We start from the raw sequence: 13014 nt of genomic DNA on the forward strand, positions 1-13014 counted from the left end.
TATGATAAAAAAAATATTTCTATCCGTATTAATTGTTATTCTTACACTTTTAAAAACAACGGCTCAAGTAAATCTTTCTGTATATTCAGAAATATCTATAATTACTGCAGGACCTGGAGAAAAATTATATGAAAAATTTGGGCATTCGGCTATTAGAGTTAAAGACCCAGTTTTAAATTTAGACCTTATTTATAATTATGGCATATTCGATTTTAACGCTCCTAACTTCTTACTAAATTTTGCTCAGGGTAAAATGTTTTATTTACTTGCTAGGTACGATTTTAAATACTTTTTAGCAAGTTATAAAAATGATAAAAGGTGGTTAAAAGAGCAAATATTAAATTTAAATCAGGCTCAGAAACAACACTTTTTTAGCTATTTAGAAAATAATGCTTTAAAAGAAAATGCGACTTATTTATACGACCCTTTTTTTAACAATTGTGCCACAAAAATAAAGGACATTTCTAAAACTATACTGTCTAACAATATTGTTTTTGAAGATATAGTAACTAATACTTCCTTAAGAAACTTACTCAATAAAGAAATTCATTTTAATAGCTGGGGAAATGTAGGAATTAATCTTATTACTGGAACTATTTTAGATACTAAAAGAACAAAAGAAGCCTATATGTATTTGCCCGACTATGTGTACAGCTATTTTAAAACAGCTAAAATTGTTACTAACAATTCAGAAATACCCTTAGTTAAAAAAGAAAACGTATTGTTAGATTTTAAAGAGCCAAGAACAACATTAAAATTGTTTAGCCCTGCAATACTATTCTCATTCTTGTTTAGTATCATACTGTGGTTTACATGGCGAGATTTTAAAGCAAAAAATGGAATAACAGTTATAGATGTTATCTTGTTTTTCTTAACAGGGTTTGTTGGCTTGATACTAAGCTACTTATGGTTATTTTCTGACCACTCAACCGCTCCGAACAATTTTAATATTTTTTGGGCTTTTCCTGTTAATTTAATTTTTGCTTTTATAATTCGTAAAAAGAAATATCACTTATTTTTAAGTAAATATATCTCTTTACTTTTAGTCTTATTTGTAACTTTAATAGCTTTATTGGTTTTAGAAATTCAGACTCTACCTCTAGCTATTATTCCTTTTTTAGCGGCATTAGTGATACGTTATGTTTATATAAATTATGTACTACTGACCTCGATAAAATAATACTGTAGTTAATGTTTTTATTAAAATTTTAAAATCTAAAAATGCATTTCTTTCTTTTATATAATACAAGTCGTAGCGTAACTTCACTTCTTGTTCTTCAATAGTATTTGCATAAGGGTAATTTACCTGTGCCCAACCTGTTAAACCTGGTCTTACTACATTTCGGATACCATAAAAAGAAATTTTATTTTTTAGTTCTTCTACAAATTCTGGTCGTTCTGGTCGTGGACCAATAATACTCATATCACCTTTTAAAATATTAAAAAACTGCGGAATTTCATCTAACCTTGTGTTTCTTAAAAACTTTCCGAAGGCTGTAATTCTTACATCATTTTTTTGTGCTCAAACTGCGCCATTCTTTTCTGCATTTTGCACCATCGAGCGCAATTTATAAATAGAGAATACTTTTCCATTTAGTCCTACTCTTTTTTGTGAATAAAATAAAGAGCCTCTATTTCCAATAACATTACCAATGCAAACTCTTGAAACGGAATTTCGTAATAATTTTTAACTTCCTCTAAACTCGGCAGTGCATCTGAAAACATAATATCTACATCTGGTGATCCGATAACTGCAACAGACGAATCCAATTCACCTAATTGAAGTATTCTATTCTTTGCGCTTTCATTTGAAACAAAATGTAGGTGACTCATTTTGCTTACAGAATGTCTTATCAGCTCATCAATTGTTCCAGAAACTTCACCTCCTTCGATGTGTGCAACCAAGATGTTATTTAATGAACCAACAATAGCTCCTGCAAGTGCTTCTACCCTATCTCCATGAATAACAATTAAGTCGGGTTTTAATGTACTTACATAACTAGAAAAACCTTCAATGGTTTTTGCCAGTGTTAAATCCATAGTGTTTTCTGAAGTGTGATTCGAAAATTGATGAATATTGGTAAAGTTACACTTTTGAATTTCTATAACAGTTTTACCGTACTTATCTAGCAAGTGCATGCCAGTAGCAAAAATATAAGGTTCAAATTTAGAATGATTTTCTAATACTTGAATTAGCGACTTTATTTTTCCAAAATCGGCTCTTGTACCTGTTAAAAAAACAATTTTTTTACGCATCTATGTCAGTTAATTTTAACTGTTCATCTTTAGCAATATCTCTAGAAGCCTTCTTAGAAAGGAGTTCTTCGAATTTATCTGCTAAAATCTCTCCTGTTCCAGGTCTTTTTACCCAAATATTATCCATCGTAAAACGTTGCCCTTTTTTTACATCTTTAATGGTACAAACCGTAGCAAAAGCAAAATCGATAGTTACTTGTTCTTCTTTAGCAGGAGCTTTTGTACCACCTCTCATTTGCCAAATTAAAGAACTTCCTTCAATTAAATTTTTACACTCATTTTCGTCCATAGAACAAATAATATCTGGTCCTGTTCTTTCTTTATAATCTGTAAAATGTCTTTCTAAAATACTTGCTCCCAATGCTACTGCACCAAAACAAGCGTGGTTAGTTAAAGTATGGTCGGAAAGACCAAATACTTTGTCAGGAAAAGCATTATGAAGAGCTGTCATTGCTCCAAAACGCACTAAATGTGGTGGTGTTGGATATAAATTAGTTGTATGCAATAAAGCCAATGGTACTCGATGCTTGTTAAAAATTGCTACAGCCTTTTTAACGCTTTCAATAGTGTTCATTCCAGTACTAAGAATTACCGGTTTTTTAAATTTTGCAATATGCTCTAACAACGGATAATTGTTACACTCTCCAGAACCAATTTTATAGGCCGGAACATTCATTTTCTCTAATCTTTCGGCAGCAGCTCGTGAAAAAGGAGTGGAAATAAAAATTATACCTTTACTTTCTACATACTCCTTTAACGCAATTTCGTCTGCTTCATTTAAAGAACACTTATCCATTATTTCGTATATAGAAACAGAAGCGTTTCCTGGAATTACCTTTTTGGCAGCGGCACTCATTTCGTCTTCGACAATATGTGTTTGGTGTTTAACCACCTCTACGCCTGCTCTTTTTGCTGCATCAACCATTTCAAAAGCTGTTTTTAAAGAGCCTTCATGGTTAATACCAATTTCTGCAATAACTAGTGGCGGAAAATCTATTCCAATTTTTCTACCAGAAATTTCTATAAATGGGTTTTTCATGTACGATTCTTTTTTTCTAAGTAATACATTGCCTTTTCAAAATCTACTTCTTCATCAATATCAATCATAGCTGATGGATGATTTTCTATAAACGGTAAATTTTTTTCTCCTATAATTTCTCCGCCTACTATTAAAGACGATTTTGAAATATATAATAACCCGTTTTCAAAAAATAACGGCTCTAAATCCTGACTTCTTTGACCGAATTCATAGTTAAAAGGCACAAAAGTATTGTTTACAATTTTACCAAATTTTTGTTTATTCTCTGTAACTGTCATTAAACTGTTAAAATCTCCTTTTACATATGCTTTAAATGCTTCAGACAATAACTCTTTTCTTCTAAAGGGATTTGTTGCTTGTAAAAGTATAATATTATCGAAATTTTCTTCTAAATTTTCTACAACATGCCTTAAAACCTCTTTGGTTGGAGTATTATCTGCCGCCAAATGTTTTGGTCTTAAAATTACCTGAACACCTTCTTTTAATGCTAACTCTTTTAGTACTTCAGAATCTGTAGATACTACAATTTTGGTACAAATTGTAGCATTTTCCTTGGCATAATTTATTCTATGAACAAATAGTGGAATACCTCCTAACAACCTACTGTTTTTGTTGGGTACTCTTTTAGAGCCTCCTCTAATTGGTATTACCACTAAATTTTTATGCATATTATTTTAATTTTATGAGTAAGAATAACAAAAATAAGATTTATTATAGGAATAACGAATCTAGATATTTTTTCATTTTTTCTGTTTGATGAATACTTGTAAAGGAAGCCAAAAAAGTTTTTTTTCCATTATTACTTAAAAACTCTCGCTGCTTGTAATTAGTAATCAAAGCAGTAATTTCAGCTATCATAGACTCTAAATTATCACATAAAATAGCATTTTGTTTGTGCAGAATTTCTGGAAATGCAGCTACCGAAGCTTTGGTAGCTACTAAAGCTTGAGAATGATTAAATACCACAGGAATTCTTGTTCTAGTACCTGTATTATATTCCCAAGGTATAATATGAATATCGTTGGGATGCAAAACTTCGCTTAAATCGAAAACAAAGCCTTTACAAATTATATTATTAGCACCAATTTTTTTTAGTAGAACTGGTGATGCTTCTTTTAAGCTGCCAATAATAATTAAATTTATATGCGGATTATCTTGATGTATTTTTGGCCAACAAACATCTAAAAAACGTTCTAAACCTAATCTATTTGCAGTAGTTCCCATGCCTCCTAAATGAACAATATTGGGTTGCTTTAAAGGCTTAAGATTACTTTTAACATTTGCATAGGTTGTTGGTAGGTACAGCGCTTTCTTTCTACTTATCTTCTCTACTTCTTCAGTTTCTGTCTTAGAACCAGAAATAACTCCTGCTACTTTTTTTACCAATGCAAACTCCACCCTTTTTTTCTGAAAGGTGTGAAATTTTTGTAAAAATGTTCTTTTTGTTCTGAGCCTTGCTAATTTATATTCCCAATCATGATGACCATATACTACTGGTACTGAAACTTTTGAAAAACCAGTCCAAATAGCTGCCCAACGCCAATCGGCAAAAATTAAATCAATAGCATGTATTTTGGTATATTCTTGTAAAAATTTTTTATTCTTTTTATTTAGAAAATAATATTCGAATTTTTCTGGACTAAATATTGCGTGATAAGCTCTCTTTAAACTTTTTTTTGGCGCTTTACTTTCAATTATATAGGTGTCTATGGTAGATACATATTTATGAATCTCTATATAATCACTCTTTTTAAAAGTATCTTTATCAGACCATTGCACAGCTAATAAATGCACTTTATAACCCGCTAAATATAGCAGTTCTAAATGTGAATAGTATACCGATGCTCCTCCGTTTGCGTTCAAAGAAATTAAACCTTGGTTTACAATAAATAGTACTTTTTTCATTTTTCGTCAGCTATCTTTTTATAAATATCTAGTACTTTACGTTGCACTTTTTCATATGCTAATTTTTTGGCTTTTTTTGAGTTTATAGCATATGCATTTATTAGTAATTCTGGTGAGTTTAATGCCAATTTAATATGATTTGCTATTTCATTTTCATCTTCTGAATTTTCAATTAAAATTCCGTTTTTACCGTTTTCTATATAATCCTCTGAAGCACCTCCAGGGTTTGACTGAATTGGAAATGCACCTAAAATAATTGCTTCTAACAAGGTATTCGGAACTCCGTCTGAAATACTATTTCCTACTGCCAATTTAGCTGCACCAAACTTTTTAAGTATTTCTTCATGAGAAAGCTCATTTTGCCGATTACTGTACTGAATATTTAACTGATATTTTTGTTTTAATTCTTGTATTTTATCTACCACTACTTCATGTGCAGAATATACATAAATAGGATAATTTTGAAGCTAAGAATTAATAAGTGCTAAGGCTTCTAAAACTTTTAAAGCCCTACCAACCCAATGCTGATACCCTTTTATCAAAATTAAATTTCTTGATAATTGAGGTTTTTTATAAGATTGATATGTATCAAGATGATAACCACCACCACCAGGTAATACTTCAAAGCACTCATTCTTATATCCCAACTGCTTGGCAAGTGAATAGTCTCTAGAATTGTCTGAAAAGAAAAAGCTTACTCTCGAAAGCACTCTTTTTATTTTCAATTGATGATTTTTATTTTGGTGATAAAGAAACATATCACTTCCCCATGAAGAGTAAGCCCATAAAAAATTTAATTTGGCATGCACTTTAAGTAAAGGATAACTCTGTGTGAGCATTTCTAAAGAATGCACCAAGTCGGGTTTTATTTCTTTTATTAATTTTTCTAACCTTTCAGATGCTGTAACTTTTAAAAACGGAGAAATAAACTCATATATTCTTGGTAATTTCTTCGCTATAAAATGTTCCCCTTTTATATAAGGTATCTTTCTTTTTTGCCAGTCTGTTGTAAAGTTTGTCCAAAGTAAATATTTATGAATAGGATTGTCTAAACAATCGAAAACATAAATTTGATGTTCAGTATCTTTTAGCTGATGAATCCATCGTGCTGAATGAATGTATTGTTGACAAACAAAAAGGATTTTCATGATTTAGACTTACTGGTTAGTTCAGTGAAAGTTTGATGAATATTCTTATTTTTTCTTTGCAATTATTCCCATAAATGGCGAATAGTGTTTGTTACTCGTATTCAATACTTTTTTTAAGTGAATATCAAGTTTTTTTAGCACCTTTAGTAATCCTTTTTGCAATATATTTCTTTTTTGGTCTTCTACCCAAAATTCGTATCCTCCTAAATAAGAACTATCTACTATTTCATAGCCTAAATCTAAAAGTAATTTTTCCCATTCTACTAGATTCATAGACGGAACATAATGCCTTTTCAAATTTTTCTTATCCAATAAAGTTCTTAAGAAATACTGAATAAATCCTTTAAAATTGGGAGTTTCTAAAACAATATATCCTCCTTTTTTTACTAAATTAGATTGAAGCTTGATAACACTTTTGTAATCTTTAAAATGTTCTATAAAACCAAAAGATGCCACTACATCATACTGCTTAGTGTGCTGCCATTTAAATATATCTTTTTTATAAAAATCACCTACCAAAAAATTTTCACTTTTTAACCATTCTGGCAAATGTGTTGTTACTAAATCTACCTGATCTACACCATTTAATCTATATCCTAAGTACCCAAAAGTAGATAAATAAGTTCCTGGAAAAACGCCTAATTCAAAACAATCTTTAATATCACCTTCTGGCAATTTAGTAAAAAATTGATGCACCCATTTATGGATAGTATTCGATGTTGGTAAAAGTTTGAATTTATATCCTTTATAAATTGTTTCCCAATATGTTTTTTCTGCAAAATTTTTATTCATCATATTTAGGTTATTTTTACCTTTGGTAACAATATATTATTTTTCGATTCAATATATCTATCAAAGAGATTTACCGAATTTAACACAAAACAATTTGTTAAAAGGATTGTGTAAGGCTCGTTACTACTCTTTCTAATTCCTATATCTATCCTAAAATCTCGGTTTTCGAATCCAGGATTTTGAATGTCTATTTTTACTTTTTCTTTTAATTTCTTTCCTTTACTTTCAACTCCAAATAGTCTAATACCTTCTGTAGTATAAAAGCCTATTTCTACCTCCCAATCTGTAAATTCTTTTGCTCTACTCCAATAAACTTCAAAAGAAAAAAAATCGTTAACTCTCCAATTTTTTACATCCGAAATAAAGTTGATATCTACCTCTTTATGAGGCTTTGTTACATTTTGAGAAAAATATGCTTGAACAACATCAATAGTTGGTCCAATCATAGAAATAGTACCATTATTTAATAATATTGTTTTTTTACACAATTCTTTTATAGAACCCATATCATGACTAACAAATAAAACAGTTCGTCCGTCTGTTGTAGAAATATCTTGCATTTTACCAATGGCCTTTTTCTGAAACTCTGCATCACCCACTGCTAAAACTTCGTCTACTACTAAAATATCTGGTTCTAAATGTGCTGCTACTGCAAAGGCTAATCTAACTTTCATTCCGCTAGAATATCTTTTTACTGGCGTATCGATATACCTTTCACAACCAGAAAAAGAAACAATTTCATCTAACTTTGTGGTAATTTCTTTTTTTGTCATTCCTAAAATTGCTCCATTTAAAAAAATGTTTTCTTTCCCGGTCATTTCAGGATGAAATCCTGTACCAACTTCTAATAATGAAGCAATTCTTCCTTTCGATTTTATAGTTCCTGTTGTTGGTCCTGTTACTTTAGATAGTATTTTTAGTAGAGTAGATTTTCCAGAACCATTTTTACCAATAATTCCTAATACTTCTCCTCTTCTTACATCAAAATTTATGTCTTTTAAAGCCCAAACATAAGCTGAATTCCCTTGTGACGATTTATCGTTGGCTTCACCAATTTTTAAATATGGATCTTCTTTTCCTCTAATTTTTGCAAAAAAGCGATTTAAATCATGGCTTATTGTTCCTGTGCCTATGGTGCCTAAACGATACTGCTTAGAAACGTTTTCTATTTTTAATATTACCTCTTCCTGCATCATTATATAGTATCTATAAAGCTTTTTTCTGTTTTATTAAAAATAATTAACCCGACAATAAAAAAGAGAAATGCCATAGAAATCATATACAAAATATCTTGTAAAAGAATGGTATTTGTTCCAAAGACAATATTTCTAAAGTTTTCGATTACTGTTGTCATCGGATTAAATTCTATAAAAGTAACCGCATATGAAGGAACTTTTCCTTTAATTACATCTAACGGATATACGACTGCAGACAAATACATAAGCAGTTGAACACCAAATGCTACTAAAAAAGTTAAATCTCTATATTTTGTAACTAAAGAAGAAATTATCATACCTAATCCCAACCCCAATAACCCCATAGAAATAATTAATATTGGTAATAATAAAAGCGTAATCGAAAGTTGAAAACTCATTCCGTTTGCCACAAAATAAAAGTAAAAAGCGATTAAAATAAGAAGCTGAATACCAAACTTTATTAAGTTAGAAACAATTATAGACATTGGCATTATCACCCTTGGAAAATATACTTTTCCGAAGATAGCCTCATTTTTTTTAAAAGTATCTGAAGTTTGGGTTAAACAGTCTTTAAAATAATTCCAAGCGGTAATGCCCGCCAAGTTAAATAAAAAAGGATTGATGGTTCCGGTTGAAATACCTGCAATATCATTAAAAATTAAAGTAAATATTACAGAAGTAAGCAATGGTTGAATAATGTACCAAAGAGGTCCTAAAATTGTTTGCTTATATAAAGTTACCACATCTCTTTTTACAAATAAAAATAGTAAATCTCTATAGTGCCAAACTTCTTTAAAATTGAGTTTAAATAAATTGTTATTTGGTGAAATTTCAAAAAGCCATTTCTCTTTTTGCATAAATATATCAATAGGGTTTGTACAAATATAAATTATTTTAACAGAAATGAATCTATGATTCGACAAAACGATTTTTTAATCAGTCAAGCAAACACATCTACTCTTTTTTTCACCTTTACAAAAAAGTGAATAAGCAATATTTATATTAAAAATATCTAATTTTAAATTATATAAAACTTTGTTTTCAGTAATTTTACAATCCTAAATTTTTAATGTAATTACCATATTTTGAACACATCAGCAATAGAAATTATTCCTTTTGAATCGAAGCACAAACAAGCATTTTATAACTTAAATGCCGAATGGCTCGATACTCATTTTTATATAGAAACCTACGACGAAATGGTTTTGAGAAATCCCGAGACTTATATTATAGATAAAGGTGGTTTTATTTTTTTTGTTAAAAAAGAAAATGAAATAATTGGAACAGCTGCTTTTATAAATCAGAACTCATACTATGAACTGAGTAAAATGGCAATATCGCCAAAATATAGAGGTTTTAAAATTGGTGAAAAACTGATAACTTATTGTATTGATTTTGCAAAAAAGCAGCACTGGAAATCAATAACATTATACAGTAATAGAAAATTAATTGCCGCTATAAAATTATATCAAAAAATGGGGTTTACAGAACTTCCACTAGAAAAAGATGTACATTATGAAAGAGCAGATATAAAAATGATGTTAGAGTTACAAGCTTCAGTTTAAAGAAAACTTTGTATGGCTAAATCGTATCCTTTTAAACCAAAACCAAATAAAACTCCTTCTGCATTAGAAGAAATAAAACTTTGGTGTCTAAAATTTTCTCTTGTATGAATATTAGAAATGTGCACCTCTACCACAGGTGTTTCTATAGCTTTTACGGCATCTCCAATACCTACGGAAGTGTGCGTGTATGCTGCTGCATTTAAAATAACACCATCATAACTAAAACCTACTTCATGTAGCTTGTCTATAATTTCACCCTCTATATTAGACTGGTAATAGGACAATGAAACGCCTTTAAATTTTTCTTGTAATTGAATAAAATAGTCTTCAAAATTTTGAGATCCATAAATAGAAGGCTCTCTTTTACCTAAAAGGTTTAAATTAGGACCGTTTATGATGATTAGTTTCATAAAAATTATTAAAGTGTAAATATATACATTATTTTTAGCAAATGAAATGGCAGCATGCAATTAAAGATTTTCAGTTATACTTAAAAATAGAAAGAGGGCTTTCTAAAAACACTATTGACGGATACTCTAGAGACTTACAAAAACTAACCAACTATCTAGAACATCATCAAATGTCGATTTCTCCACTAGATATAACTGCTAACGAAATAAAAGAATTTAGTTATGATAATGCAAAAAAAGTAAGTACAAAAAGTCAGGCAAGAATTATCTCTGGTTTGCGTAGTTTTTTTGATTATTTAGTGTTTGAAGATTATAGAAAAGACAATCCTACAGATTTATTAGAAATTCCTAAAATAGGTAGAAAACTTCCTGACACCTTAACTCAACACGAAATTGATAATTTAATTTCAGCCATCGATTTGTCACATCCGCAAGGAGAAAGAAACAGAACAATTATTGAAACAATTTACAGTTGCGGATTGCGAGTTAGCGAGGCAATTTCTCTAAAAATATCTGATTTGTTTTTTGAAGAAGGTTTTATTCGTGTACTCGGTAAAGGAGATAAAGAAAGATACATACCAATACATAAAAACGCCCAAAAGTATATTTTAAATTATATACAACATATTAGAGCGCATATTAAACCTGGTAAAAACTATGAAGATACGCTGTTTCTTAATAGGCGTGGTAATGCACTTACGCGTCAGATGGTCTTTTTGATATTAAAAGAGTTGGCTCTAAAAATAAATTTACATAAAAAAATTAGTCCACATACATTACGTCATTCTTTTGCGACTCATCTTTTAGAAAACGGTGCAGATTTAAGAGCAATTCAACAGATGCTTGGCCACGAAAGTATTACTACTACAGAAATATATGTTCATGTTAATACTTCTTTTTTAAGAGAAATAGTAGACAACTATCATCCCAGAAGAAATAGTTAAAAGAACGAATTTAAAATTTACAATAAAAAAAAATCTCACTATAAAGTGAGATTTTAATTCTTATATACTAGTAGTATTACTTTGCAACATTTACAGCTCTAGTTTCTCTAATAACTGTAACTTTTACTTGACCAGGATACGTCATATCGTTTTGTATTTTTTGAGAAATACTAAAAGATAATTCAGAAGCTTTTGTATCGTTAACTTTTGTGCTTTCTACCATTACTCTAAGCTCTCTACCTGCCTGAATAGCATATGCTTTTTGAACTCCGGTAAAACCAAACGCGATATCTTCTAGATCTTTTAATCGCTGAATATATGAGTCTAAAACTTGTCTTCTTGCCCCTGGCCTAGCACCTGAAATAGCATCACAAACTTGCACAATTGGAGAAATTAAACTTTTCATTTCTATTTCATCATGGTGAGCACCAATTGCGTTACAAACATCTGGCTTTTCGCCATATTTCTCTGCCCATTGCATTCCTAATAAAGCGTGTGGCAACTCGCTTTCTGCATCTGGCACTTTTCCTATATCATGCAATAAACCTGCACGTTTTGCAACTTTAGAGTTCAAGCCCATTTCTGCAGCCATAATTCCACATAGATTAGCTACTTCTCTAGAGTGTTGTAATAAATTTTGACCATAAGATGAACGATATTTCATTCTTCCTACTGCTTTAATTAACTCTGGATGTAAACCATGAATACCTAAATCTATTACGGTTCTTTTACCAACTTCTATAATTTCTTGATTGATTTGTTTTTCGGTTTTTCCAACTACTTCCTCAATTCTAGCTGGATGAATTCTTCCATCTGTAACTAATTTATGAAGAGATAAGCGAGCAATTTCTCTTCGAATAGGATCGAAGCAAGATAAAATAATTGCATCTGGCGTATCATCTACAATAATTTCTACACCTGTTGCAGCCTCTATAGCTCTAATATTTCTTCCTTCTCTACCGATAATTCTTCCTTTTACATCGTCTGACTCTAAATTGAATACAGATACACAATTTTCTACAGCTTGTTCTACTCCAACTCTTTGTATAGTTCCTAAAACAACTTTTCTAGCTTCTTGCTCTGCAGTTAATTTAGCTTCTTCTACAGAGGTTTGGATAAAAGCCATAGCTTCGGTTTTCGCCTCATCTTTTAAAGAAGATATCAATTCTTTTTTGGCTTCATCTGCAGATAATCCAGAAATTTGCTCAAGCATATCTACATGACGTTTGTGCATTTTTTCTAGCTCTTCTTCCTTTTTTTCTAAAAAGTTTAGTTTGTGGTTAAAATCATCTTCTTTCTGAGCCAGAGCCTTATTTAACTTTTTATTTTTATCGACTTCAGATGCCACTTGAGACTCTCGGTCTCTTATTCTTTTTTCTACATCAGATATTTTTTTCTCTCTGGAGAGAATTACTTTTTCGTGCTCAGACTTTAGTTCTATAAACTTTTCTTTAGCTTGTAATATCTTTTCCTTTTTTATTGATTCTGCGTCTAACTTTGCTTCTTTCAAAATAGCAGCAGCCTCTTTTCTCGTAGAGTTTAATAATTTTTTCCCTTTAGATTTCTCTATTGTTTTTGCAATAAAAAACCCTATTGCAATACCTATGATTCCCACAATAATGGGAAGTAACATTCCTTCCATAATTTATATTTAAAGATGTAACCTGCTACTTAAAATAGCGGGTATAAAAAAAGCCTACATTAGTTGGTTTTTATAAACTCCATTATGGTTACTTATAGGACTAACTAGCTGATCAAA

At 30.4% G+C, this 13014-nt stretch carries 14 protein-coding genes and 1 pseudogene; 3 read left to right on the forward strand and 12 right to left on the reverse strand.

The genetic code is table 11. The features are described from left to right. Position 1 precedes the first annotated feature (1 nt). On the forward strand, positions 2–1180 hold the full coding sequence (locus tag WHD54_RS00790; RefSeq protein ID WP_088322771.1) for a DUF4105 domain-containing protein: 1179 nt from the start codon (positions 2–4) through the stop codon (positions 1178–1180). Here the strand turns inward: WHD54_RS00790 and WHD54_RS11825 are convergent. The 10 genes and pseudogenes from WHD54_RS11825 to WHD54_RS00835 all read right to left on the reverse strand — a co-directional run. Beyond that, a pseudogene (locus WHD54_RS11825) lies at positions 1160–1660 on the reverse strand (sugar transferase); the annotation flags it as partial. The gene WHD54_RS00790 and the pseudogene WHD54_RS11825 overlap by 21 nt on opposite strands. After that, the gene (gene neuC, locus WHD54_RS11830; RefSeq protein ID WP_088322772.1) at positions 1600–2256 is read right to left on the reverse strand and encodes a UDP-N-acetylglucosamine 2-epimerase; all 657 of its coding nucleotides are present in this window, start codon (positions 2254–2256) and stop codon (positions 1600–1602) included. The gene neuC and the pseudogene WHD54_RS11825, both read right to left, overlap by 61 nt. Next, positions 2249–3295 carry an N-acetylneuraminate synthase gene (neuB, locus tag WHD54_RS00800; protein ID WP_088322773.1) on the reverse strand — a complete coding sequence of 349 codons (1047 nt, stop codon included), beginning with the start codon at positions 3293–3295 and terminating at the stop codon, positions 2249–2251. Before neuB ends, neuC begins: the two co-directional genes overlap by 8 nt. Continuing rightward, positions 3292–3963, reverse strand: coding sequence for a cytidylyltransferase domain-containing protein (locus WHD54_RS00805; RefSeq protein WP_088322774.1), 672 nt, complete (start codon positions 3961–3963; stop codon positions 3292–3294). The genes neuB and WHD54_RS00805 overlap by 4 nt, the downstream gene beginning before the upstream one ends. A gap of 43 nt (positions 3964–4006) precedes the next feature. Further along, positions 4007–5200 (reverse strand): glycosyltransferase, encoded by a 1194-nt coding sequence (locus WHD54_RS00810; protein WP_088322775.1) that lies wholly within the window; start codon positions 5198–5200, stop codon positions 4007–4009. Continuing rightward, positions 5197–5625 (reverse strand): glycosyltransferase, encoded by a 429-nt coding sequence (locus WHD54_RS00815; protein ID WP_158211794.1) that lies wholly within the window; start codon positions 5623–5625, stop codon positions 5197–5199. Before WHD54_RS00815 ends, WHD54_RS00810 begins: the two co-directional genes overlap by 4 nt. Positions 5626–5667: 42 nt before the next feature. Then, positions 5668–6348 carry a glycosyltransferase gene (locus tag WHD54_RS00820; RefSeq protein ID WP_088322777.1) on the reverse strand — a complete coding sequence of 227 codons (681 nt, stop codon included), beginning with the start codon at positions 6346–6348 and terminating at the stop codon, positions 5668–5670. A gap of 45 nt (positions 6349–6393) precedes the next feature. Then, positions 6394–7143 (reverse strand): methyltransferase domain-containing protein, encoded by a 750-nt coding sequence (locus WHD54_RS00825; RefSeq protein WP_088322778.1) that lies wholly within the window; start codon positions 7141–7143, stop codon positions 6394–6396. A gap of 2 nt (positions 7144–7145) precedes the next feature. Continuing rightward, positions 7146–8333 (reverse strand): ABC transporter ATP-binding protein, encoded by a 1188-nt coding sequence (locus WHD54_RS00830; RefSeq protein WP_422894406.1) that lies wholly within the window; start codon positions 8331–8333, stop codon positions 7146–7148. 2 nt (positions 8334–8335) lie between these two features. Then, complete coding sequence (locus WHD54_RS00835; RefSeq protein ID WP_088322779.1) at positions 8336–9193, reverse strand: ABC transporter permease; 858 nt, start codon at positions 9191–9193, stop codon at positions 8336–8338. 228 nt (positions 9194–9421) lie between these two features. Here WHD54_RS00835 and WHD54_RS00840 point away from each other — a divergent pair, with 228 nt between their 5' ends. Continuing rightward, entirely contained in the window at positions 9422–9901 is a 480-nt protein-coding gene (locus tag WHD54_RS00840) for a GNAT family N-acetyltransferase (protein ID WP_088322780.1), read from the forward strand. Here WHD54_RS00840 and aroQ read toward each other — a convergent pair. Beyond that, positions 9898–10311, reverse strand: a complete 414-nt coding sequence (gene aroQ, locus WHD54_RS00845) for a type II 3-dehydroquinate dehydratase (RefSeq protein ID WP_088323337.1) — start codon at positions 10309–10311, stop codon at positions 9898–9900. The genes WHD54_RS00840 and aroQ overlap by 4 nt on opposite strands. A 41-nt stretch (positions 10312–10352) precedes the next feature. On the opposite strand from aroQ, the gene xerD reads away from it, so the two are divergent. Next, complete coding sequence (gene xerD, locus WHD54_RS00850) at positions 10353–11255, forward strand: site-specific tyrosine recombinase XerD (protein WP_088322781.1); 903 nt, start codon at positions 10353–10355, stop codon at positions 11253–11255. 76 nt (positions 11256–11331) lie between these two features. On the opposite strand, the gene rny is transcribed toward xerD, so the two are convergent. After that, positions 11332–12897, reverse strand: coding sequence for a ribonuclease Y (rny, locus tag WHD54_RS00855; RefSeq protein ID WP_088322782.1), 1566 nt, complete (start codon positions 12895–12897; stop codon positions 11332–11334). Positions 12898–13014 lie beyond the last annotated feature (117 nt).

Source organism: Polaribacter tangerinus, from assembly GCF_038024095.1.
Classification (GTDB): Bacteria; Bacteroidota; Bacteroidia; order Flavobacteriales; family Flavobacteriaceae; genus Polaribacter; species Polaribacter tangerinus.

Coding starts and splice junctions, on each gene's coding strand:
- WHD54_RS00790 (WP_088322771.1), top strand. CDS start 2: ATGATAAAAAAAATATTTCTATCCGTATTAATTGTTATTCTTACACTT.
- neuC (WP_088322772.1), bottom strand. CDS start 2,256: ATGCGTAAAAAAATTGTTTTTTTAACAGGTACAAGAGCCGATTTTGGA.
- neuB (WP_088322773.1), bottom strand. CDS start 3,295: ATGAAAAACCCATTTATAGAAATTTCTGGTAGAAAAATTGGAATAGAT.
- WHD54_RS00805 (WP_088322774.1), bottom strand. CDS start 3,963: ATGCATAAAAATTTAGTGGTAATACCAATTAGAGGAGGCTCTAAAAGA.
- WHD54_RS00810 (WP_088322775.1), bottom strand. CDS start 5,200: ATGAAAAAAGTACTATTTATTGTAAACCAAGGTTTAATTTCTTTGAAC.
- WHD54_RS00820 (WP_088322777.1), bottom strand. CDS start 6,348: ATGAAAATCCTTTTTGTTTGTCAACAATACATTCATTCAGCACGATGG.
- WHD54_RS00825 (WP_088322778.1), bottom strand. CDS start 7,143: ATGATGAATAAAAATTTTGCAGAAAAAACATATTGGGAAACAATTTAT.
- WHD54_RS00830 (WP_422894406.1), bottom strand. CDS start 8,333: ATGCAGGAAGAGGTAATATTAAAAATAGAAAACGTTTCTAAGCAGTAT.
- WHD54_RS00835 (WP_088322779.1), bottom strand. CDS start 9,193: ATGCAAAAAGAGAAATGGCTTTTTGAAATTTCACCAAATAACAATTTA.
- aroQ (WP_088323337.1), bottom strand. CDS start 10,311: ATGAAACTAATCATCATAAACGGTCCTAATTTAAACCTTTTAGGTAAA.
- xerD (WP_088322781.1), top strand. CDS start 10,353: ATGAAATGGCAGCATGCAATTAAAGATTTTCAGTTATACTTAAAAATA.
- rny (WP_088322782.1), bottom strand. CDS start 12,897: ATGGAAGGAATGTTACTTCCCATTATTGTGGGAATCATAGGTATTGCA.